This window comes from Acinetobacter sp. YH01008 (assembly GCF_013420435.1).
Taxonomy (GTDB): domain Bacteria; phylum Pseudomonadota; class Gammaproteobacteria; order Pseudomonadales; family Moraxellaceae; genus Acinetobacter; species Acinetobacter pseudolwoffii.
Window position 1 is genome coordinate 1 of the sequence record NZ_VOYD01000017.1, and the last position, 21,475, is coordinate 21,475.

The 21,475-nt window shown below is 44.4% G+C and carries 20 protein-coding genes and 1 tRNA gene; 9 read left to right on the forward strand and 12 right to left on the reverse strand.

Translation table 11 applies throughout. The features are described from left to right. The 5 genes from FTT75_RS16050 to FTT75_RS10370 all read left to right on the forward strand — a co-directional run. Positions 1 to 96: transposase domain-containing protein (locus tag FTT75_RS16050; protein ID WP_139133946.1), on the forward strand; the 96-nt coding region annotated here is incomplete at its 5' end. 233 nt (positions 97 to 329) lie between these two features. Next, on the forward strand, positions 330 to 2,978 hold the full coding sequence (mutS, locus tag FTT75_RS10355; protein ID WP_100534982.1) for a DNA mismatch repair protein MutS: 2,649 nt from the start codon (positions 330 to 332) through the stop codon (positions 2,976 to 2,978). 196 nt (positions 2,979 to 3,174) lie between these two features. Then, the gene (gene fdxA, locus FTT75_RS10360) at positions 3,175 to 3,498 is read left to right on the forward strand and encodes a ferredoxin FdxA (protein WP_004279936.1); all 324 of its coding nucleotides are present in this window, start codon (positions 3,175 to 3,177) and stop codon (positions 3,496 to 3,498) included. Between the two features lie 136 nt (positions 3,499 to 3,634). Further along, a complete protein-coding gene (locus tag FTT75_RS10365; protein WP_074382876.1) occupies positions 3,635 to 4,351 on the forward strand; it encodes a D-Ala-D-Ala carboxypeptidase family metallohydrolase in 717 nt (238 codons plus the stop codon). A 133-nt stretch (positions 4,352 to 4,484) separates the two neighbouring features. Continuing rightward, positions 4,485 to 5,150, forward strand: coding sequence for an O-methyltransferase (locus FTT75_RS10370; protein ID WP_005096677.1), 666 nt, complete (start codon positions 4,485 to 4,487; stop codon positions 5,148 to 5,150). A 170-nt stretch (positions 5,151 to 5,320) separates the two neighbouring features. Here FTT75_RS10370 and FTT75_RS10375 read toward each other — a convergent pair whose 3' ends face one another. From FTT75_RS10375 to FTT75_RS10425, 11 genes are all read right to left on the reverse strand, one after another. Continuing rightward, positions 5,321 to 6,163: a universal stress protein gene (locus FTT75_RS10375; protein WP_159515871.1), complete on the reverse strand. Its 843-nt coding sequence runs from the start codon at positions 6,161 to 6,163 to the stop codon at positions 5,321 to 5,323. 410 nt (positions 6,164 to 6,573) lie between these two features. Beyond that, complete coding sequence (locus FTT75_RS10380; protein WP_100355049.1) at positions 6,574 to 7,191, reverse strand: acyltransferase; 618 nt, start codon at positions 7,189 to 7,191, stop codon at positions 6,574 to 6,576. Continuing rightward, positions 7,184 to 7,783 (reverse strand): YigZ family protein, encoded by a 600-nt coding sequence (locus tag FTT75_RS10385; RefSeq protein WP_100357109.1) that lies wholly within the window; start codon positions 7,781 to 7,783, stop codon positions 7,184 to 7,186. The genes FTT75_RS10380 and FTT75_RS10385 overlap by 8 nt, the downstream gene beginning before the upstream one ends. 118 nt (positions 7,784 to 7,901) lie before the next feature. Then, a complete protein-coding gene (locus tag FTT75_RS10390; protein WP_180186368.1) occupies positions 7,902 to 9,089 on the reverse strand; it encodes an HlyD family efflux transporter periplasmic adaptor subunit in 1,188 nt (395 codons plus the stop codon). A gap of 56 nt (positions 9,090 to 9,145) precedes the next feature. Beyond that, positions 9,146 to 11,224: a type I secretion system permease/ATPase gene (locus FTT75_RS10395; RefSeq protein ID WP_180186369.1), complete on the reverse strand. Its 2,079-nt coding sequence runs from the start codon at positions 11,222 to 11,224 to the stop codon at positions 9,146 to 9,148. Further along, on the reverse strand, positions 11,221 to 12,696 hold the full coding sequence (locus tag FTT75_RS10400; RefSeq protein WP_180186370.1) for a TolC family protein: 1,476 nt from the start codon (positions 12,694 to 12,696) through the stop codon (positions 11,221 to 11,223). Before FTT75_RS10400 ends, FTT75_RS10395 begins: the two co-directional genes overlap by 4 nt. 207 nt (positions 12,697 to 12,903) lie before the next feature. Continuing rightward, positions 12,904 to 13,647, reverse strand: coding sequence for an LPS export ABC transporter ATP-binding protein (gene lptB, locus FTT75_RS10405; protein WP_005096670.1), 744 nt, complete (start codon positions 13,645 to 13,647; stop codon positions 12,904 to 12,906). Continuing rightward, the gene (gene lptA / locus FTT75_RS10410) at positions 13,647 to 14,213 is read right to left on the reverse strand and encodes a lipopolysaccharide transport periplasmic protein LptA (RefSeq protein WP_005171293.1); all 567 of its coding nucleotides are present in this window, start codon (positions 14,211 to 14,213) and stop codon (positions 13,647 to 13,649) included. The genes lptB and lptA overlap by 1 nt, the downstream gene beginning before the upstream one ends. After that, entirely contained in the window at positions 14,197 to 14,745 is a 549-nt protein-coding gene (lptC, locus tag FTT75_RS10415; protein ID WP_005096668.1) for an LPS export ABC transporter periplasmic protein LptC, read from the reverse strand. Before lptC ends, lptA begins: the two co-directional genes overlap by 17 nt. 33 nt (positions 14,746 to 14,778) lie before the next feature. Continuing rightward, positions 14,779 to 15,318, reverse strand: a complete 540-nt coding sequence (locus FTT75_RS10420) for an HAD family hydrolase (protein ID WP_005096667.1) — start codon at positions 15,316 to 15,318, stop codon at positions 14,779 to 14,781. 3 nt (positions 15,319 to 15,321) lie between these two features. After that, positions 15,322 to 16,314: a KpsF/GutQ family sugar-phosphate isomerase gene (locus FTT75_RS10425; protein WP_074382880.1), complete on the reverse strand. Its 993-nt coding sequence runs from the start codon at positions 16,312 to 16,314 to the stop codon at positions 15,322 to 15,324. 484 nt (positions 16,315 to 16,798) lie between these two features. Between FTT75_RS10425 and cysS the strand changes: the two genes are divergently transcribed. The 4 genes from cysS to FTT75_RS10445 all read left to right on the forward strand — a co-directional run bounded on the left by cysS (position 16,799) and on the right by FTT75_RS10445 (position 20,410). After that, positions 16,799 to 18,220 (forward strand): cysteine--tRNA ligase, encoded by a 1,422-nt coding sequence (gene cysS, locus FTT75_RS10430; RefSeq protein WP_005171297.1) that lies wholly within the window; start codon positions 16,799 to 16,801, stop codon positions 18,218 to 18,220. A 62-nt stretch (positions 18,221 to 18,282) separates the two neighbouring features. Then, positions 18,283 to 18,358, forward strand: a tRNA-Gly gene (locus FTT75_RS10435). Positions 18,359 to 18,547: 189 nt separating this feature from the next. Beyond that, positions 18,548 to 19,336, forward strand: a complete 789-nt coding sequence (locus FTT75_RS10440; RefSeq protein WP_180085261.1) for a hypothetical protein — start codon at positions 18,548 to 18,550, stop codon at positions 19,334 to 19,336. 93 nt (positions 19,337 to 19,429) lie between these two features. Next, positions 19,430 to 20,410, forward strand: coding sequence for a fatty acid desaturase family protein (locus FTT75_RS10445; protein WP_180085259.1), 981 nt, complete (start codon positions 19,430 to 19,432; stop codon positions 20,408 to 20,410). 27 nt (positions 20,411 to 20,437) lie between these two features. Here FTT75_RS10445 and FTT75_RS10450 read toward each other — a convergent pair whose 3' ends face one another. Further along, positions 20,438 to 21,355, reverse strand: a complete 918-nt coding sequence (locus FTT75_RS10450) for a cation diffusion facilitator family transporter (protein WP_180085257.1) — start codon at positions 21,353 to 21,355, stop codon at positions 20,438 to 20,440. Positions 21,356 to 21,475: the final 120 nt, after the last annotated feature.

Here is a 21,475-nt window from a genome sequence, read left to right on the forward strand (position 1 = left end):
GCCTATTTAAGTGATGTGCTGAAAAGGTTGCCAACACATAAAGTGCCCCAAATAGAAGAATTACTACCTCACCGCTGGAAACCTGAACCCCGTTAAAACTTGGCGATGGCGTTCAGCGGATGCTTACTTTCTTTCTAAAAATTAAATTTGATAGACTTGTTTCAATCTTGATTTAAAGCACCCTAAGATAAGCGACCTCATTCACTATGCTCCTGAGCAGATCCTCGATAAAATATTTTTATAGATCTGTTTAGATGTGCTTTAATTTTTTGTGCATACGCTGCTTATCAGTATTTGCATTTCTCTCTTGTTGAAAGGATTTATTTTTAATGACCAGTTCGGAAATTATGGCTGATCTTTCTACCTTAACGCCCATGATGCAGCAATACATGTCGGTGAAAGTGCAGCATCCACACTCATTGATGTTTTATCGTATGGGTGATTTTTATGAACTGTTCTTTGAAGATGCACACAAGGCAGCCAAAATTTTAGGCATTACCCTGACCCATCGCGGTAAAGCCAATGGTCAGCCGATCCCGATGGCAGGTGTGCCTTACCATGCAGCCGAAGGCTATCTGGCCCGTCTGGTCAAAAAAGGCGAAACGGTGGTGATCTGTGAGCAGATTGGTGAGGGCGAGAGCACAAGCACTCGCGGTAAGGCTCCCATGGAGCGCGGCGTGGTAAGGATTATCACCCCGGGCACCCTGACCGATGATGCCATGCTCGGTGCACATCAAAGCTCTAATCTGGTGGCTTTATGTATTCAGCAAAATCAGATCGGGATTGCACTGCTCGATCTCAGTGCCGGCTTATTTAAAGTACAGCAGCAGGATTATGATCTTAACCAGCTCATGATTGAACTGGCGCGCTTAATGCCAAGCGAAATTTTGCTGGATGAAAATACCGCTGATCCGATGCTGACCGAGCAACTCAAGCAGCAACTTGATATTTCCGTGACGAAGCGTCCCAATGTGGACTTTAGCCTGAACAATGCACAAAAAACCTTGTGCGACCAGTTTGCCGTCAGCACACTTTCCGGTTTCGGGATTGATCATTTGCCGTTGGCAAAAGCTGCCGCTGCGGCACTGATTCACTATGCCAAAGAAACCCAGAAAACCGCTTTACCACATATTCGTTCGATTCAGCTAGAACAGAGTTCCGACTTTATTGCCCTAGATCCAGTGACGCGTCGCAATCTGGAACTGATTGAGCCTTTATTTGAGCATGGTACTTCACTGTTTCAGTTAATTAATGATTGCCAGACGGCTATGGGTGGACGCTTGCTGAGTCGCACCCTGATGCAGCCTTTGCGTGACACTGCCTTGCTGGATGAACGTTTAGATGCCATCCAGTCCCTGCTACAAGGTTTCCATGAAGCACCTGTACGTTTGGTACTTAAGGAAATTAGCGATATTGAACGTGTCCTGAGCCGAATTGCTTTGGGCAGTGCCCGACCGCGGGATCTGGTACAACTACGTCAGGCCTGTGCGCAAATTCCATTTTTACGCCATGCCCTACAGCCGATTGTCAGTCAACAACAGTCTGAGCTATTAATCCAGCTAAATGAAGAACTCGGAGATTTCCATGGCCTGCATCAACGCTTGATGTCTGCCATCGTAGAAAATCCGCCGGTATTGCTGCGTGATGGGAATGTGATTGCCGAAGGCTTTGATAGTGAACTGGATGAATTACGTCAGATTCGTGATCACGCCAGCCAGTTCCTGATTGATCTGGAAATTAAAGAACGTGAAGCCAGCGGAATTCCGGGACTGAAAATTGGTTATAACCGAGTGAGTGGTTATTATATTGAACTCTCACGTGCTCAGGCCGAACAGGCACCCGAGCACTATATCCGCCGTCAGACTCTGAAAAATGCCGAACGCTATATCACACCTGAACTGAAAGCCTTTGAAGATAAGGTTTTATCCAGTGAATCCCGTGCTCTGGCGCGTGAAAAAATGCTGTTTGAAATGTTGCTGGATGAATTACGTCAGGATATCGGCAATTTACAGATGATGAGCAGTGCCATTGCCCAGATTGATCTGGTGGCAAACTTTGCCCATCAGGCACGTTTACGCAACTGGTCACGTCCAAAATTCAGCCCTGAAGTCGGTGTAAGTATCACTGCTGGCCGTCATCCGGTGGTGGAAGCTTTAAGCAAAACTGCTTTTACACCGAACGATACGCGACTGGACTTTTCTCATCGCATGGCGATTATTACCGGACCCAATATGGGCGGTAAATCGACCTTTATGCGCCAGACCGCATTGATCGTCTTGCTGGCGTATTGCGGGGCTTATGTTCCTGCACAAGCTGCGACTTTAGGGCCTATTGACCGGGTTTTCACCCGTATTGGTTCTGCCGATGATTTATCAACTGGCAAATCGACCTTTATGGTGGAAATGACCGAGACTTCGCAAATTCTGCATCATGCCACCAGTCAGTCGCTGGTACTAATGGATGAAGTCGGTCGTGGCACCAGTACCTATGATGGCCTGTCTCTGGCCTGGGCCTGTGTGCTGGATCTGAGCAAACGCATTCAATGCCTGTGTCTATTCGCAACCCATTATTTTGAGCTGACCGAACTCGATAAAGAAAGCGGCATTGATAACTACCATGTCACGGCTAAAGAACTGAATGGCAATCTGATTTTGTTACATAAGGTACAACATGGCCCTGCCAGCCAGAGTCATGGCTTACAGGTGGCGAAACTTGCCGGTATTCCGGCATCAGTCATTAAAGAAGCACAAAACCGCTTAAAGATTCTGGAAAAGCAACAACTGGTCAAACCAAAGAGTCTACAACATGATCTATTTGCACTGCCGGAAATTGTAGAGCCAGTGGAACGTATTGTCGAAATTGAGAAAGAATCTCCAGCTCTCGAATTACTTGAGGACATCGATGTAGACAACCTGAGTCCACGCGAAGCCTTAGCACAATTATATGCACTAAAAGATTTACTCAAACAGCCGGGGTAATTCTCTGAGCCATAGACCTCATCCCGTATGGGGTCTAGCACTGATTTATACTTGAATTTAGCCCTATTCCGGCTTTTTTCAAATTTAACAGCCCTATATATAACAAATATCAATAAAAGGAATTGTTAGTTCCCCCTGTTTTTGCCTAAAATACAGTATTCGTAAATAGAACCATATTTTTTAGGTAGCTGTCGCCATGACCTTCGTTGTCACTGAAAATTGTATTAAATGTAAATATCAAGACTGTGTTGAAGTTTGCCCTGTAGACTGTTTCTATGAAGGTCCTAACTTCCTGGTGATTAACCCGGACGAGTGCATCGATTGTGCCTTATGCGAACCTGAATGTCCGGCGAATGCAATTTTCTCTGAAGATGAATTACCAGAAGGCCAAGAAGTATTTATTGAATTGAATGCTGACCTGTCGCAAAAATGGCCAAATATCACACAAATTGGTGACCAGCCAGCAGATCGTGAAGAATGGAATGGTAAAGCTGACAAATTACAATATCTTGAAAAGTAATTAATTTCAGTTAAAAAAGATCAGCACATGCTGATCTTTTTTATACTCAATCCACACATTTTATTGCAATATTCTCCAAATTTCTCCGTATATTTAGTCTAAAATGGCGCTATTTATAAATATCTGATTTCTATAAATGAAGAATTTTGCAAAGGGATTATTGAGTCTGTGTGTAATCCCTCTCGTTTTTGTGGGTTGTACCACGACCACAAAACCACCGGGACAGACCGTGCCCGATGGAAAGCGGATTTATATTCCCCAAGAACGTGTTCAATACGACCGCAAAGTCCAACCCAAAACTGTACCTTATCTGTATACCCACTGGGTCTCTGCGCTGGATAATTTATCACGTGTACGTGAGTACGAAGTGTTTCTGGAACGCAATGGCGTAGGTAATATTATTCCCAGTTTTGAATTAATGCGCACCGCGCGAGACTGGGCCAAATGTGGTCGTTCACAGTACATGATTCCAAGCCGTGAATTATGGGCCAATCAGGTTCCAACCTTGCGTGTATTTAAATATTTAGTAGCCGCCAATGTCCTGACTGATTTTGAAGTCACTTCCGTCTATCGTGACCTGCCTTTAAACCAGTGTGCCGGTGGCGCCAATTCTTCACGCCATCTGTATAATTCTGCCATCGATTTTCGTATTGGCCCAGAATATCCACAAGCGCAAGACTATAGTTATATTGAAAATACCAAGTTCAAACTGTGCCAGTTCTGGGCGCAACATGGTCAAAGTCTGAATATGGGACTCGGCATGTATGCTTCTGGTCAGATCCACATCGATACCCAAGGTTACCGTACCTGGGGGCCAAGTCTGGGGCGAAACTCCTCAATGTGTAATTACTAAGTCATGACAACGGCTATACAAAGTTCATTTAGGACTTTATGTAGCCTAAAAAAACAGCAGCTATAGCACAATAAATTGCGCTATGCCGCGAAAAGTTTAAAATGCACCCATCGCAATTGATGGTGCTAAAACTATGCAACACATGTGGACAGACATTGACAACTACATTGAGTCACATTTAATTCCTGAAGATCCCATCCTGAATCAGACTCTGGAAAATACTGCTGCGCATGGTCTGCCAGATCATCTGGCTGTAGCAGCAAATCAAGGCATGTTGTTGCAGATGCTGATCCAGATGAATCAATGTAAACGTGTACTGGAACTCGGAACATTTGCCGCATACAGCACCATGTGGTTGGCACGTGCTTTGCCCGATGATGGCTATATCCTGACAATTGAAGGACGTGATACCCACGCGGCAATGGGTCAGGAAAATATTGACCGTGCCCAGCTCAAGCAAACTGTTGAACTGAAATGTGGTCGTGCAGCAGATGTACTCAAAGCTCTACCCGCAGAGACCGAGGCTTTTGATTTTATCTTCATTGATGCAGACAAACAGAGTTATCCGGAATATCTGGAACTCAGTTTAAATCTGTCGCATTCAGGTACACTTATTTTTCTGGACAATGTAATCCGTGCAGGCGAGATTATCAATCCGGACAATCATAAGCCAAGTATTGAAGGCATCCGTGCCATGTTTAAAGCGCTGCAAAATCATCCACGTATATTATCTTGTACCGCTTTACAGACTGTAGGCAGTAAAGGACATGATGGTTTTGCACTTGCGATTGTCAAATAAAATCAGAAGAACAAAAATTACCCAGCACCATATTTACTATATATAACATTAACTTAAAAACATTAACCACAGAGTTATCCACAATATATGAGGATAACTCTGATCATTTTTAAATCAAGCTGTAACAATTTACGTTGAAATTTTCATTTTGTTTGCTTTTTAGGCAATCCTCACTTTGCAACCAGTAAAGGCACCTTGGAATTACGGAAAATTGTGGTGGCAATACTACCGAGGAAAAACTGATGGATTTTGCTGTGACTAAATGCGCCCAGAACAATCAGTTGAATACCCATCTCCTGTTGATAGGTCAAAATATTCTCGGCGACATCGCCATAGCGATATTGCGGCACTACATCTAGACCCGCTTGAGTCAGATATTGCAGCGGCTCAGTTAAAATTTCGGCATGATCGCCAATATATAACAGGTGACATTGTAATAAACGCAGCAGATCACTTTCCGCAATCCGTCTCATCATTTTGATACAGGTCGGAGAATATTCATAGGCAAAAATAAATCGTGTTGGCGGTTTAAACTGCTCCCCAACGGTCATCACGGTACAATTGGCGCCACGAATAAAGTTTTCGACATTGGTGCCGATCGGTTTGTTTTTTTCCGCTGAGCGTTCACCGAGCAATCCGATGACGGCGATATCATCAGGCTGCAGAATCTGGAAACTTTGCTCCAGAAAATCCCCTTTTTCCTGAATATGTGTGGTTTGAATACCATGTTCGGCTAAAATCCGCTCGGAAATATGTTGCAGCAGATTATTGCTATAATCCAAGGCAATTTCGCTTTGTTTTTGTTCAAGCTCGGCCAATTCCTTCAGCAACATGGCATTGCTTTCAAACCCGATTACCCCACTGATTTCGCCCAGATGATAACTGGCCGGGTAATAATCCAAGACCTGTAACAAAACCAGTTCACGTCCAGTCTGTTTGGCAATCCATGCAGCCGCGTCTGCCAGCGCGTTTATACATGGTGAAGAGTCGATGCAGGCGATGACACGTTTCATGTTTAGCCTCTCTATTTATGATAAAAATTTCTTTGTTATTTTTAACTTAGCATAAGCTTTATAAAATGTGCAGCAAAATCTGTAAGGCTTGAATTGAAATATGTTAACTTTTATATGATTGACCGATAATTAGAAGAATAATTCAGCCATTAGGCCAAACACTTAAATTCAGATCATTAAAATGCGTTTAAAATCATTTTCTAATTTATACCAGCGAAATTCCCTCTTGCTGTTAGGAAGTCAGCAATACTGTTGCATAAGGAAGAGGTCTTTATAAAATCCGCTCATGCCCTTGCGAAGCACTGCTTCTCATCCGAAAGGAAGAAAGGGCTTTTAATATCTCGTGGATTTAAATATCAATAGAACCATCATTTTCTGATTGATGAAAGAGATCTACCGAGTGTAAAGCTTTATTTGCGGTATCGAATAAAGCTTGCAGGATTCCCAGCAACGATAGCCCGTGCTTCGACATCTTTGGTGACCATACTGTCCATTCCGACAATGGCCTGATCTGCGATTTTAACGCCATCTTTAATACCGACATGTGCGCCGAGCCAGACATCCCGGCCAATTTCGATGCCTTGTGAGCGTACCGCTTGCTGATAAATTGGCTGTTCTAGCTGCATACCGTGATCAAATGCATACAGATGACAATACGCTGCGATACGCACCTGATCATGCAGTTTAATCCCCAGCCGGCCACCATCCAGAATACAGTGATGATTGATCGCCACTTCATTGCCAATGTCCAGTGGGCCATGCAGGGTGCAATCTGCGGCGATAAAGGTATTATCGCCAATGACGATCTTGCGTCCCGGTTCCGCAAAAATATGTGCCAGTGGCGAAATGAAACAGTTTTCACCAATCTCGACGGTTTCCATTTCCATCAGATAAGCCTGATATTCTTTTTGCCAAGCTTCTGCCCAGCCACGGTTTTTCGCCTTTAAGGACCAGTATAGCCAAGGCATATAGTTCAGGCGATGTTTATGCTGCTCACGATATTTCAGTAATGGATCTGCTTCAGTCATCTGTCGCTTCTTCTATGATTTTGAGCTGTTCACGGCCACGAGTCACATCCTGAATTTTTAAAGCAAAAGCTTCAATCTGATGCTTCTGCAACTGCGCCTGAACCTGAACGCCTTCGGCACTATAGTCTTCCTGATAATCGATTTGCTGCTGATTCAGTTCATACTGAAAAATGGCCCATTCATTAAACTGACAGAAAAATTGCACTTTTTTCTTTTCAATCAGTTCAATTTTGTCTGCCAGCAGCAAGCATTGTCCAGCGCAGCCGCCATAGGCACGAACCAAACCTCCGGTGCCGAGTTTAATCCCGCCATACCAGCGATTGACCAGCACCAGTACATTAGTCAATTCATTACCTTCAATGGTGGCGAGAATCGGGCGCCCCGCAGTGCCTGAAGGTTCACCATCATCATTAAAGCGCACCTGATGGCCAATTTTCCAGGCCCAGCATTGATGCGTGGTACTTGGATCACGATAAACGTCCAGAAAATCTTTGACCTGCTGTTCATTTTCTACAGGGGTCGCAAATGCCTGAAATCGGCTTTTTTTGATGTCTTCCTCAAAACTGACCAGGCTGGCAAGCGTATATGGCATAACTTCAGGCTTTAAAATCGAACCCTGGCAGTATACCTGCTTTACTTCAACAAATAAAAAGCCTCTCCATGGAGAGGCCCGATTTGACTCGATTGTTTGACTCAATGGCCTGAAAAGATTAGCGTTCCCGCAAGGCTTCTTTGGCCTTGTTGAATGGCTTGATCAGATAATCCATGACAGTTTTTGAACCGGTGCGAATGTCTACCGTGGCCACCATACCTGGGGTGATATTAAACTCCTGACCCGCATTATTATTCAGTTTGTCACTGTCCGTGCGGATATAGACCCGGTAATAGAACTGATCCTGCTTGACTTCATCACGGATGGTGTCTGGTGAAATCATCGCAACTTTACCATTTAACCCACCATAGATTGAATAATCATAGGCTGTAATTTTAACCAGTGCCTCCTGATCTGGACGAATAAAGGCAATATCACGTGGTGAAATCCGCGCTTCAACCAGTAGTTTTTCGTCGAGTGGCACGATGGTCATCAACTTGCCATTTTGTGGAATCACGCCGCCCAAGGTCATCACATCAATTTCTTTTACGATACCGCGTACCGGTGATTTAAAAATAGTCCGGCTCAAGGTATCTGACTTGCCGCGTACCACCTGTTGCTGAGTTTCCACATCGGTATTGGCTTTGGACAGCTCTTCCCGCGCACTCACATAATATTGATTACGAATATCATTCATTTGATTACGCAGGTCGTTGGCTTCACGTTTTAAGCGTAGTACTTCAACCTCACTGGCTGCCCCTTTGGCCACCAGTGGTGCTGTCATTTCCAGCTCTTGCTGTACCAACACCAATGCCTGTTTTAAACCGGCCAGAGATTGTTCCAGATTGGCACGCCGTGATTGATATAATGCAGTTTCTTCTGCCACCAGTTTTGGCTCTTTAAGTACTTCAGGCGGGAAAGACAACGGAGCACCGCTGACTTCGGCACGTAAACGCGCAGCAGTCGCACGTGACGAGATTAATAACGAAGCCGACTCACCAACATTAGACTCAAAACGGGTCGGATCCAGCTGAGCCAATACCTGCCCCTGCTCGACAATCTCACCTTCTTTGACATTCAGTTTGGTGAGAATACCGCCTTCCAGAGACTGAATAACCTGCTCTTTAGATGATGGAATCACTTTACCCGTACCGGTAGAGACTTCTTCCAAGCTAAATAACCAGGCCCAGATCAGCAATACCAATAAACCAATGCCGACAATCCAGATAATGACACTCGATTTAGGTAAAGGTGGTTCCTGAAAGCTGACTTTGCTTGAACGTTTTAGTTCTTTGAGTTCACTCATGCACTTGCTCCAACAACCCGCTTATTACCACCCTGTGACTGATTCAGGATCTGATCTCATGGACCATCCATGACAATTTTCCCATCATTCACCACAATAATACGATCCACCAGCTCCAGTACCGCACGGCGATGCGTCGCAACCACCATGGTAAGATGGCTCAAATAACTTTTAAGATGATCAATCAACTGCTTTTCTGACACATCATCAATCGCAGCAGTAGGTTCATCTAGCAGTAGAATTTTCGGTTGACGGATCAATAACCGTGTTAATAACAGTGCCTGACGCTGACCGCCAGAAAAGCCAACACCACCTTCCAGAATGATATGATCCAGACCTTCTTTTTTCTCCTGCACAAAAGCGAATGCACCCGTGATTTGCAGCGCTTCCAGAATTTGCTGATCGGTGGCCAAGGGCGCACCCAAGCTGAGATTTTCACGAATCGAACCATAAAATAGCTGAGAATTCTGGTTCAGCAAGCCCATATCACGACGTACATCTGAAGGATCAATCAGGGTCAGGTCAATACCATCCAGTTTGACCTTGCCCTGTAACGGCGTCTGCATACCAGACAAGAGCTGCAACAAGGTTGATTTCCCGGCACCGTTACGGCCCAGAATCGCAATCTTTTCACCCGGTTTGATCTCAAGCTTTGGAATCATCAGGCTTGGTTTTGGATCATCTTCGCCATATTTGAATACCACACCACTGAGTTCATAATGGCCATCCAGAGCTGGGCGATGAATCAGATGAGAATAATCCGGCTGATCGACCGATTTTTTCATCAACTCATCCAGACCGGCTTTGGCCACTTTGGCCTGTTGCAGACGACCCAACACGCCAGTAATTTGTGAAATGGGTGCCAGCATTCGTGAAGACAGAATCGAACAGGCCACCAATGCACCTGTGGTCATCTCGCCGTCCATCACCGCAAAAGCACCGACCAATACCACAATGGCAAAGGTCAAGCCTTGGATTTTTTGGGTCCAGGCCGTCATCAAACCCACAATCTTACGTTGCTGCATGCTGACATCGGCTGAAACTTCATTCATATGGTTCCACTGATTCTGGAAGCGTGTTTCAGCTCTGAGCAGCTTGATGTCTTCAATCCCTTGCACGGCTTCTACCAGCAAAGCATTGCGGATGGCAGATTCACGCATGCCCAGCTGAGCCAGTTCTGCCAGTTTTTTCTGCGCCAGAATGCCAGGCAGGATCATCAGTGGCACCACCAGCAGCATCACCCAGAACAGGTTGCCGCCAATCACCCAGAAAATCCCTAAGAACAGGAAGAAAAATGGCAGGTCGGCAATCGCAGTCACTGTGGTTGAAGTGACCAGTTCGCGTACCCCTTCCAGTTCCCGAATCTGCGAGATAAAGGTACCAGTCGATTTGGAACGTTCACTATTTTTGATGCGCAAAGAATGGCCAAATACCCGATCCGAAATTTTCAGATCAGCACGTTTACCAATAATGTCTGATAGATAGATTCGGGAGACGCGTAAAACAAACTCGAAAATTGCCGCAATCAGCACACCGCCAGCCAAAACCCATAAGGTAGGAATCGATTGTGATGGAATCACGCGGTCATACACGTTCATCGAGAAAACAATCGTGGCCAGTGCCAGAATATTCGCGATTAAAGAGGCGAACATGACATCGATATAACGTTTCCAGTCATTCAAGACAATTGACCAGAACCAGTTTTTCTCGAACGGCTTGATATATTCATCCACCCGCGCATCCGGCACAGAAGATTCGGGACGCAGAACATACAGATGCTTTACGCCCGTCTCTAACTGTTCAACCGTGAAACTTTGAGACAAGCCTTCATCGCCACTGAGCTGTATACTAACGTTAGCTTGGGTGTCGATGCGTTCAATCACACCCACATCCCCACTCTCAAACTCCACCAGCAAAGGCAAACGCCACGGATTCAGCAAGCTGCTGTCAAATTTATTTTTACGGACATTTAAACCAATCTGCCGGCTGACAATTTTGAGCATCTCGTCGATGTCATGATGCTGGTTCCAGTCCAGTTGCAGACGAATCCGCTCCTCAGAAGGTTCAATCCGGTAATGTCTGGCAATATTCAAAACCGCTTTAAGCCACGGTTGATAATTTATTGTAGTACTCATGGCTGAACTTCAAACCCCTGAATAGAAATACGGTTAAGCGCGTAAATATCCCGTGTACGGCCGGTAACCTGAATATATTGCACAATCGCCGAATAGATGTCATAGCGCGCAGATTCAATTTCCTGTGCTGCACTATGAATCGCCTGTTCTGCGTTGAGCAAATCCACCACGGTTCGGGTACCCAATTTATATTGTTCTTGATACAGCTCTTTGGCTCGTACCGTGGTTGCACGACGTTGGGATAAAACTCCCATTTGTTTTTGCTTATTCTCAATCTGCTCACGAATCAAGCGAACCTGATCCAGCACATCCAGATAGACCGTATTGACCTGTGCGCGTGCAGCTTCTTCGGCATAACTGGCAGAACGTGCCTGAGAGCGTGCTGCGCCACCCTGATAAAAATTACTGCTGGCTTCAATCATGATTGAATTATAAAAGCCGTCATCTTCATTATTATTCGGATTCCGCCCATTAACAGCCTGACTTAAACTGCCTTTCAGATGAATGCTTGGATAACGACTTAAACGTGCCTGATCTTTTTGCAAACGGGCAACATTGACCCCGGCATGGGCCAAAATCATATTGGGAATCTGGGTAAATTCCGGATCCTGATAAAGATCGGCCTGTGCCACAATACGCTCAGGAATCTCCCATTCAACGGCAGATACATCAAACCCCAGCAAAGTGCGTAAACGTTGCTGATATTGTCTGAGCTGGGTCTGCTGCACCAGCAGGTTCGATTGTGCCGCTTCCAGATTGGACTGAGCCTGAATTGGATCGGCCTGACTGCTGATACCGGCGCGGGCACGCAAATTGGCAATTTCTGCAATCCGTGCAATGCCCTGAATCTGCTGTTGGGCAATCTGGGTAATTTGCTGATAACGCTTGATATTGACAATCGCATCTGCCACTTCAAAAGCCACCTGATCCAGACTGACCAGCACCCTTGCCTGCTCTTCTGCCAATCTGGCTTCCTCGATACTGACATTGGTTTTGATCTTGCCAAAGTCATACAGCATCTGTGTTGCATTTAAGGAAACCACTTGACGTCCACGCTCACCCGAGGTCAGATCACCGGTCCCCAATCCGCCCGATAACTGCGGATAATAGGCTGCTTTTGCCACATCAATATTGGCCGCCTGTGCAGACAGGGTAGAAATACTCTGGCTAATTTCAGGACGTCGCTGAACTGCGGTATGGATCGCTTCCACCACATTCATCTTTTGTGGAATAGGAGCCACGATAGGGCCGGTAGCAGACTGTCCCTGTTGTGGCCGGGTAATCTGTGGCAGTTCAGCTACCTGAGAAGTGTCTAATGAGTAGCGACTGAGTGACGTAATATCAACTGAATGCGCTGACCGTGTTGGCTCTGGTGCAATCAGTTTACTTAAACCGTTTTTAATATTTGCAAAATGGTTTTGCGAAGTTTCTGCATGTGCCAAGGAAATAGATAAAGGCAAAAGAAGACTCATGAAGATCCCCCTTTTTTATCGGTTTTCCCCCTGAACATTTTTTATGTGCTGTACCCTAAATCGCATAATAATTAATGTTTCGTGTTTTAGCCTAACAATATATCAAATCGTTGTAAAAGATACTTTTTTAACGTTGATTTGATGAAAAAAAACCCTCATCCGACAATTGGTGCCGTGATGTGGGTATCTTACAGACATAAAAGCTGTTTATACGGTAAAATCATCACCTAAATAAACTTTTCTTACTGTTTCATTGGCCAGAATTTCAGCTGGCGTACCTTCAGCAAGCAATGCCCCCTCACTCACAATATAAGCATGTTCACAAATCGCCAGCGTTTCACGCACATTATGATCGGTAATCAATACCCCAATCCCACGATCTTTCAAAGTGGTGATGATATCTTTAATATCACCAACCGAGATCGGGTCGACACCAGCAAAAGGTTCATCGAGTAACATAAATTTTGGATCTGCCGCCAATGCACGAGCAATCTCGGCACGGCGTCGCTCACCACCGGAAACACTCATTCCTAAAGAATCTTTGATATGAGTGATTTTAAAGTCGGCCAAAAGTTCCGCCAGACGTTGCTGACGCTGAGCCTTGGTCAAATCCTTGCGGGTTTCCAGAATCGCCATAATATTTTGTGAAATTGTCAGCTTGCGGAAAATCGATGCTTCTTGCGGCAAATAGCCAATTCCCTTGCGTGCCCGTTCATGCATGGCCAGATCAGAAAGATCCAGATCATCCAGATAGATTTCACCTTTATCCATACGTACCAGACCGACGACCATATAGAAGCTGGTGGTTTTACCTGCACCATTAGGTCCGAGCAATCCGACAATCTGGCCACTTTCCATACTAAAAGACACATCTTTCACCACCCAGCGCTTATTATAATTTTTCGCCAGATGTTTGATGGTCAAGGTTTGAACTTGCTGCGATTGTTCCATTAATCACGTGCTCCTGGAAAGGATTGTGAAGCTGATGGTGGAATCACAATTTTTACGCGACCTTCAGCTGAACCGGTTTTATTCGGTGTACCAATCGCTTCAACATCACCTTTATTCATACTATATTTTAAAGTCGCACCACGAATACTGGCCCCATCCTGCTGCAATAAGGCATTACCAGACAGGGTAATAATTCCGGTTTCAGCATTGTAGACAATTTTCTGAGCCTGACCTTTGGTCAGACCTTTGGAGGCATCTACTTTTTGCTGGAACTGTGTCGGGCTACCGGTAGCCGTGATCAGGCTAATCTGGCGCTTATTGTTCAGATTGGCCACAATTGAATTGGCTTGTAGCTTCATGGTGCCCTGTTCAATGATGACATTGCCAGAATAGGTCGTCACCCCAGTACGCTCATTAAAAGTCGCGCGATCCGCCAGTAAAGTGATCGGCTGGTTACGGTCAGATGGCAAGGCAAAGGCCGCGATTGAAGCAAGTCCAATCACAGTCGCCAGCGCAGTGCGCTTCAGGAAAGTGTGCATCATTTTGACTTTAGGAATTTGGTTCATACTTTCCTCGAATATTAAAGAATTCGTATTGACCATCATTAAGATTGGCTTTAAGACCCTGGCTGATAAATTCAGCCTGTGGAGACTCCACGATCACCGTTTTATCAGTTTCAATTTCACGTGTTTTTGGAAAAGCCGTCAGCTCCTCAGTACGGAACTCTAACTGTCCATTTTGCATGATTTTGGTGGCAAGCACTTCTTGAGAGAGTACAACTTTTGTATTGTCATCATAGCCATGCGCCATTTTGGCAGAGAAAGTCGCATCGACTTGAGCATTGTCATAGGTCGAAGCTTGCAGGTTTTCCAGTTTGGAGGTCTGTTGCTGCAAGTTCTGCTCAAGTCGATCCACCTGGGCGCGAACCGATAACATGCCTGATTCATCTGTCTGGGTTAAGTTAATATCTTGAGCGGAATAGGTCATGCTGCGCGCGGAGTCCGTCTGCAGCTTATTGCCCTTGCCACTGTAATAATAATAACCACCACTTATTGCGGCAATCATCACAGCCGTAATATATAAAACTTTAGTATCCATAAGCGGTGTACTTAATCCAAAAGATATGACTTATTAATAAGGCGCACGAGTATATTTTTCAAGTAACTCTTGGTATACGCCTTTGGACATCAGCAGCATATCGCAGATTTCACGTACTGCACCACGGCCACCCAGCGCCTGAGTCACCAGGTCTGCACGGCGACGAACTTCGACATGACCATTCGGTACGGTCACTTTCATGCCAGCAATGGCAAAAGCAGATAAGTCAGGCCAGTCATCGCCCATATATAAGCAGTCTTCAGGGTCGATATTGAGCTGTGCACATGCTTCGCGTAGTGCTGTGCCTTTATCTTCACGGCCCTGATAGACCAGATCCACACCCAGATCCGACATTCGTTTTTCGACAATATTACTTTTACGGCCAGTGATAATAATCACCTTGATTCCAGCCTGCTGAACCAGTTTCATACCCAGACCATCGCGGATATCGAATGATTTGATTTCATCACCAGTATTGGTCAGCGTTACAAAACCGTCACTTAAAATACCATCTACATCAAGCACTAATGCTGCAATATGACGTGCCTGCTCTAATAATACATAAGATGCCATTTATTAATTTACCCCAGCCTGAATCAGGTCATGCATACTAATCACACCAATCACTTTATTGGCCTCATCAACCACTACAAACTGGTTGATTTTACGTTCATTCATACGTTCCAGCGCCACGACTGCACGCGCTTCCTGAGAAATCGTAAGCGGATTCTTGGTCATCACGTCCTGAATTGCCAGATTGACATCAAAACCTTGCTGTTTATCAATTAAACGACGCAAGTCACCATCGGTAAAAATTCCCAGCAAGACATCATTTGCATCTACGACCGTGGTCAATCCCAGACGTTTGTTGGAAATTTCATACAATACTTTGTTCATGGCGGTATCTGGTGAAACTTTAGGTAAATCATCACCCGTACGCATCAGATGTTTTACATGTAATAACAGACGCTTACCCAAAGCTCCGGCGGGATGCGAGCGGGCGAAATCATCTGAAGTAAAACCACGCGCATCCAGTAACGCCACCGCCAAAGCATCGCCTAAGGCCAAGGTGGCAGTCGTTGATGAGGTGGGTGCCAACCCGAGCGGACAGGCTTCCTGAATATTGCCCAGAGTCAAAGCCACATCGGCATTTTGTGGCATTGGGCCACGCTCATCGCCGCTAATGGTAATTAAAGGAATTTCAAGATGTTTGATGAGTGGCATCAGCATCATGATCTCATCACTCTTGCCTGAGTTTGAAATCGCAATCAGCACATCACCCGCGACCAGCATTCCCAAGTCGCCATGACCGGCTTCACCCGGATGCATAAAGAATGAGGGTGTTCCGGTCGAAGCAAAGGTCGCCGCCATTTTACGGCCAATATGACCTGATTTGCCCATTCCGGTAATTACCAGACGGCCAGTACACTGTAGAATAACTTCACAGGCCCGGCTAAAACGGCCATCAATCTGTGTGGCTAAAATCTGTAATGCATTTTCTTCGATGCGCAGTGTTTCAAGTGCGACTTTCTGAAAATCGAGTTGATTCGCTGTTTTTTGTGAATTCAAAGCCTGTTTACCTACGTTAAGGGCAGAGAAAAACTCTCATTTGATGGGCACAATTTTCGCAATTTTAGCATAGCTATGCAATTGCAAGCTTTCTAAATGTAGAAGATTCGACAGATTTTTAATATATCTTGATTGTATGTGACTTACGCAGTCTGGTATCTCCACCTCTACATTTACTTCATTTTTGACGCTGTAAAATATGCTTGTTTTTTATTTTCTATCGACACACGCCTACTCTCTCCTCAATAAGTTGGGTTCAAATGAGATCATACTCACGCCAATACCACCTAATCTCCCTGGCAAACACTAGTTCTGTAAAGCTGAGCTCAATATTCTGACTTCCGTCCAAGAATCACCTTTTTATCAATCAGTATCTCTGCCTAACTATGCTAAATATCTGAGGCTTTTTACGCTTTTGTCTTTATGAATAATTATGCTTAGGTTAAGATGATTCATCCTTTTATTTGAAGTCTTTTGAACAGCTATGCAACCATTTGTTCTATATAACTCAGAGCAACGCAAAAAAGTAGAATTCGTACCTCGTGTTGAAGGTCAAATTGATTTGTATGTCTGTGGTATGACCGTCTATGACTACTGTCATATTGGACACGCACGTACAGTGGTTGCATTTGACTATATTATCCGTTTCCTGCGCAGCCAAGGCTGGAAAGTCAAATACGTGCGCAATATTACCGATATTGATGACAAAATTATTAAACGTGCCAATGAAAATGGCGAAAGTATCTCTGAGTTGACCGGCCGCTTTATTGATGCGATGAATGAAGACTTTGCCAAACTAGGCTGTCTCCCGCCTGATGCTGCGCCTAAAGCCACAGACTATATTGACCAAATGCAAGATATGATTGGCAATCTGGTCGACAAAGGCACGGCATATCCATCTAATAATGGCGATGTCTATTTTGAAGTCGAGAAATTTGCCAAATATGGCCGTCTTTCTGGTCGCAAGTTAGAAGATATGCAAGCTGGAGCTTCTGAACGTGTTGATGTCGAAGTTCAAAAGAAACATCCATTTGACTTTGTCCTCTGGAAACACGCCAAAGAAAATGAACCTGCATGGCCTTCACCTTGGGGTAATGGCCGCCCGGGTTGGCATATTGAATGTTCAGCGATGTCGACCTGCTGCCTGGGCAATCATTTCGACATTCATGGCGGCGGTGCCGATTTGACCTTCCCGCATCATGAAAATGAGATTGCACAATCTGAAGCAGCAACCGGTGAACAATATGTGAATTACTGGATGCATGCCGGATTCATTAATGTCGATGGCGAGAAAATGTCGAAGTCTTTAGGCAATTTCTTCACCATTCGCGACGTGATCGAAAAGTTCCATCCGGAAGTGGTGCGTTACTTTATTGTGTCTTCACACTATCGCAGCCCGGTGAACTATTCGGATGTTGCCTTAAAAGAAGCGAAAAATACTTTGTCTCGTTTCTACCATTCATTTAAAACCTATCAGGCGGTTTATGGCGATCATCTGGTGGAAACGCTGGATGATGCTTTGGTTGAACGTTTTAATGCTGCCATGCGTGATGATTTCAATACACCTGAAGCGATTGCAGTGCTATTTGAAATTAACAAAGAACTGAATCGTGCCGTGAAAGAGGAAAATGCGGAACAGGCAGCAATCTACTACGCAACTTTACGCCATCTGACCAATATTCTCGGTCTGGTACAACAAGATGCAGATGAGTTTCTCAAATCTGATATTGGTCAGGAAGCCCTAGGATTATCACCTGAACAAATTGAAGGTTTAATTCAACAGCGTCAAGATGCCAAAAAAGCCAAAGAATTTTCGCGTGCGGATGAAATCCGCCAATCTTTACTTGATCAAGGTGTTGTTCTTGAAGATACCCGTCAAGGTACGGTTTGGCGCCGTGCTGATTAATTAATCAAACAGATTTATAGAGAGTTGACACTGCTGTGGAATTCTCTATAATTCATCTCATTGCGGGAATAGCTCAGTTGGTAGAGCATAACCTTGCCAAGGTTGGGGTCGGGAGTTCGAGTCTCCTTTCCCGCTCCAGAATACGAAGAACCCTTATCGAAAGATAAGGGTTTTTTTATTGTGTTTAAAAAATTTCATTGATAAAAAGCATATCTCAAATCACTTATTCATCCTCTTTCACCCTGACATTTTTTGGGTTATTCACAACAAAGTGCTATTGTAAATAAACTTCAAAACTTTCAATTCCTTTAATTACGATATCGTTTCATGACTTATAAATTGAATGCCCGTCATCTGGTTTTAGACTTGTTATATGCGTCTCAAAATTCCACCGCCAGCATTAAACAGATGCTATGTGCAGCAGATCTATTAAGCATTTCTCACAATAGTCTCCGGGTTGCTGTAGCCCGATTGAATCAGGAAAATATCATTCAAGCTGTAGAGCGCGGGGTGTATCAATTGCTAGAAAAAAAATTTGATACTTCTTTTATCAGTTTAAACAAGCATCCCAATATGCAAATGGCGACCGCGTGGAATGGAAAATATGTACTGGTTTATACCGGTGCTTTGGGACGTGTAGATCGCACTGCATTATCCAAACGGGAAAAAGCACTAGGTTATTATGGCTTTCAGGAAATGGAGCAGAATGTTTTTATTCGTCCAGACAACTTAATACTGAGCTTAACCGAATTAAAAACGGCTGCAATCCAGTTTGGATTAGATCCAGATGCACGTTTTTTTCAAGTCAGTGAGATAGATCAGGAAATAGATGTCAGTGCACTTTGGGATGTTCAAGCCTTACATCAAACTTATCTGGAGGTGAATCAAGACATTCATCAATGGTTTGATTACTCTCAAAGCTTGCCTTTACCTGATGCAGCAAAAACTGCCTTCTATCTCGGTAAATCTGCCTTATTTAGTTTACGTGCCGATCCCCTACTTCCTACAGAATGGATAGATGCCGAAGCTCGGCAACAATTTGAGCTGGCGGTTCGTAAAATAGAAAAACAGGGGCAATTTTTATGGCAACAATATTTTAACAATCAGGGTGTATAATTTATTTCATATTTATTCACAAAAATAAATTGACTGTAATATTTAGGACAAATATATTGAATAGAGCAATAAGAACTAAATATAGGCAGAAGAATGAACAGCAAGGTCAGTGTCACAGAACTTTTTAGTCGTGATGAAATTAAAGAACTCACCACGACCTCAGACTTGCACGGTGCCTGGGCAGTAGGTTCGACATGGACTGTAATTGTCATGACCTTTGGCACGGTAGCCTATAGTTGGGAGTATTTACCTACGTGGGGAAAAGTACTGATGTGTGCGCTGGCACTGGCCATTCTTGCTGGACGCCAGCTTGCACTGGCCATCTTGATGCATGATGCTTCGCACCATAGTCTTTTTAAAACCAAATGGTTGAACACTCATTTTACTGACTGGCTCTGTGCACGCCCGATCTGGAATGATGTCAGCAAGTATCGTCCTTATCATCTGAAACATCATGCTAAAACCTCGCAGTCAGATGATCCTGACTTGGGGTTGGTAAAAAATTTTCCCATTACTCAAAGTTCACTATTCAGGAAATTCTTTCGTGATCTGAATGGGCAATCTGGACTTAAATTTCTGGCAGGTCGGGTATTGATGGATTTGGAGCTTCTGGAATGGAGTGTATCCAACGATCCCAAACCTATTCCACGTGGTGATCGTAGCAAGGTAGATTTGGCCAAAAATCTGCTGAAAAACAGTTCAGGTATGCTGCTCGCGAATGCCACGATTTTCTCTGTGCTTTGGGCCAGTGGCCATCCTAAGCTGTATTTGCTATGGCCTTTGGCTTATATCACACCATTCCCTTTATTTATCCGTATTCGCGCAATGGCTGAACATGCGGGTCTGGAAACCAGTCATTCTGCCCTTAACAATACCCGAACCACTCGTGCAGGCTGGCTGGCACGTGCTTTTGTTGCACCAATTCATGTGAACTATCATATTGAACATCATTTAATGGCCGCTGTTCCGCATCAAAAGCTGGCGAAAATGCATCAAATGTTAAGAGAGCGTCAGTATGTCGATGCTCCACCAAGTTATTTGGATGTCATCCGTTCACTTCTAAAAAACAATTAAGCCCTGCGATGCTCAGATGATTATATTTCAGTGCTGATGGGTCGAATGCCCTCGTTGTTCCGGTGGACAATTTTCTGCCTCAATCTGTAAAGTCATTTCAGTAATATGATGCTGATGGCTCAACATTTCAAAAGCCTGATGACGCAGTTTCTGATAATCTACATTCGGTGCAACCAGATGTACCGTCAACATGACTTTTTTGGAAGTAATCGCCCAGACTTTAAGCTGATGAATATCTTGTACGCCTTCGAGTGCTAAAAGATCATGACGCAGTTTTTCAATATCAATTTCATCTGGCACTCCTTCTAGCAGAATATTGATACTTTGTTTGAGCAAAATCCAGGTGCGTGGCAAAACCCAAAATCCGATCAATACGGCAATCAGTGTATCTACCCACATCCAGCCAGTAAAATAAATCAGCAGCGCCCCGATCATCACGCCGACTGACCCCAATGCATCACTCAGCACCTCCAGATAAGCCCCTTTGATATTTAGACTTTCCTGACTACTCGACACCAGAATTTTCATCGAAATCAGGTTAATGATGAGTCCTAAGCTCGCCACAACCATCATCCCCAGACTCTGGATTTCTGGAGGATTGCTTAAACGTTGATAGGCTTCAAATAAAATATAAATCGCCACCACAAAGAGCATCAAGGCATTAAATAAGGCAGCCAGAATTTCAAAGCGTTGATAGCCAAACGTGCGTTTGTTATCTGCCGGTTTTTGCCCAATCTTGATGGCCACCAGTGCAATCGCCAGTGCCGCAGCATCAGTAAACATATGTGCGGCATCAGAAAGCAAGGCCAGACTCTGCGTCAAAAAGCCGGCAATAACTTCCACAATTAAAAAACTGGTCGTGAGTGCCAGAGCAATCGATAATTTTTTGATATTTTTCGCAGTCACAGTGACATGACTATGCTCATGATGATGTGAATTCCCCACCCCGCACTCCTTAATAATGATGCAACAAGGACATTATTTCTCGTAATTTTCCACACAGTTCTGATTTATATTACGCTTGATTTTTATCTATTTAAGTCTTTTTTGTATCCTCTAGTTGAT

What these genes read in the sequence shown, in the direction of transcription:
- cysS (WP_005171297.1), top strand. Translation starts at nt 16,799, where the DNA reads ATGCAACCATTTGTTCTATATAACTCAGAGCAACGCAAAAAAGTAGAA.
- FTT75_RS10375 (WP_159515871.1), bottom strand. Translation starts at nt 6,163, where the DNA reads ATGAAACGTGTCATCGCCTGCATCGACTCTTCACCATGTATAAACGCG.
- FTT75_RS10395 (WP_180186369.1), bottom strand. Translation starts at nt 11,224, where the DNA reads ATGAGTACTACAATAAATTATCAACCGTGGCTTAAAGCGGTTTTGAAT.
- FTT75_RS10420 (WP_005096667.1), bottom strand. Translation starts at nt 15,318, where the DNA reads ATGGCATCTTATGTATTATTAGAGCAGGCACGTCATATTGCAGCATTA.
- FTT75_RS10445 (WP_180085259.1), top strand. Translation starts at nt 19,430, where the DNA reads ATGAACAGCAAGGTCAGTGTCACAGAACTTTTTAGTCGTGATGAAATT.
- lptB (WP_005096670.1), bottom strand. Translation starts at nt 13,647, where the DNA reads ATGGAACAATCGCAGCAAGTTCAAACCTTGACCATCAAACATCTGGCG.
- FTT75_RS10390 (WP_180186368.1), bottom strand. Translation starts at nt 9,089, where the DNA reads ATGAGTGAACTCAAAGAACTAAAACGTTCAAGCAAAGTCAGCTTTCAG.
- FTT75_RS10385 (WP_100357109.1), bottom strand. Translation starts at nt 7,783, where the DNA reads ATGCCATATACGCTTGCCAGCCTGGTCAGTTTTGAGGAAGACATCAAA.
- FTT75_RS10440 (WP_180085261.1), top strand. Translation starts at nt 18,548, where the DNA reads ATGACTTATAAATTGAATGCCCGTCATCTGGTTTTAGACTTGTTATAT.
- FTT75_RS10370 (WP_005096677.1), top strand. Translation starts at nt 4,485, where the DNA reads ATGCAACACATGTGGACAGACATTGACAACTACATTGAGTCACATTTA.
- lptC (WP_005096668.1), bottom strand. Translation starts at nt 14,745, where the DNA reads ATGGATACTAAAGTTTTATATATTACGGCTGTGATGATTGCCGCAATA.
- FTT75_RS10365 (WP_074382876.1), top strand. Translation starts at nt 3,635, where the DNA reads ATGAAGAATTTTGCAAAGGGATTATTGAGTCTGTGTGTAATCCCTCTC.
- fdxA (WP_004279936.1), top strand. Translation starts at nt 3,175, where the DNA reads ATGACCTTCGTTGTCACTGAAAATTGTATTAAATGTAAATATCAAGAC.
- FTT75_RS10400 (WP_180186370.1), bottom strand. Translation starts at nt 12,696, where the DNA reads ATGAGTCTTCTTTTGCCTTTATCTATTTCCTTGGCACATGCAGAAACT.
- FTT75_RS10380 (WP_100355049.1), bottom strand. Translation starts at nt 7,191, where the DNA reads ATGACTGAAGCAGATCCATTACTGAAATATCGTGAGCAGCATAAACAT.
- lptA (WP_005171293.1), bottom strand. Translation starts at nt 14,213, where the DNA reads ATGAACCAAATTCCTAAAGTCAAAATGATGCACACTTTCCTGAAGCGC.
- mutS (WP_100534982.1), top strand. Translation starts at nt 330, where the DNA reads ATGACCAGTTCGGAAATTATGGCTGATCTTTCTACCTTAACGCCCATG.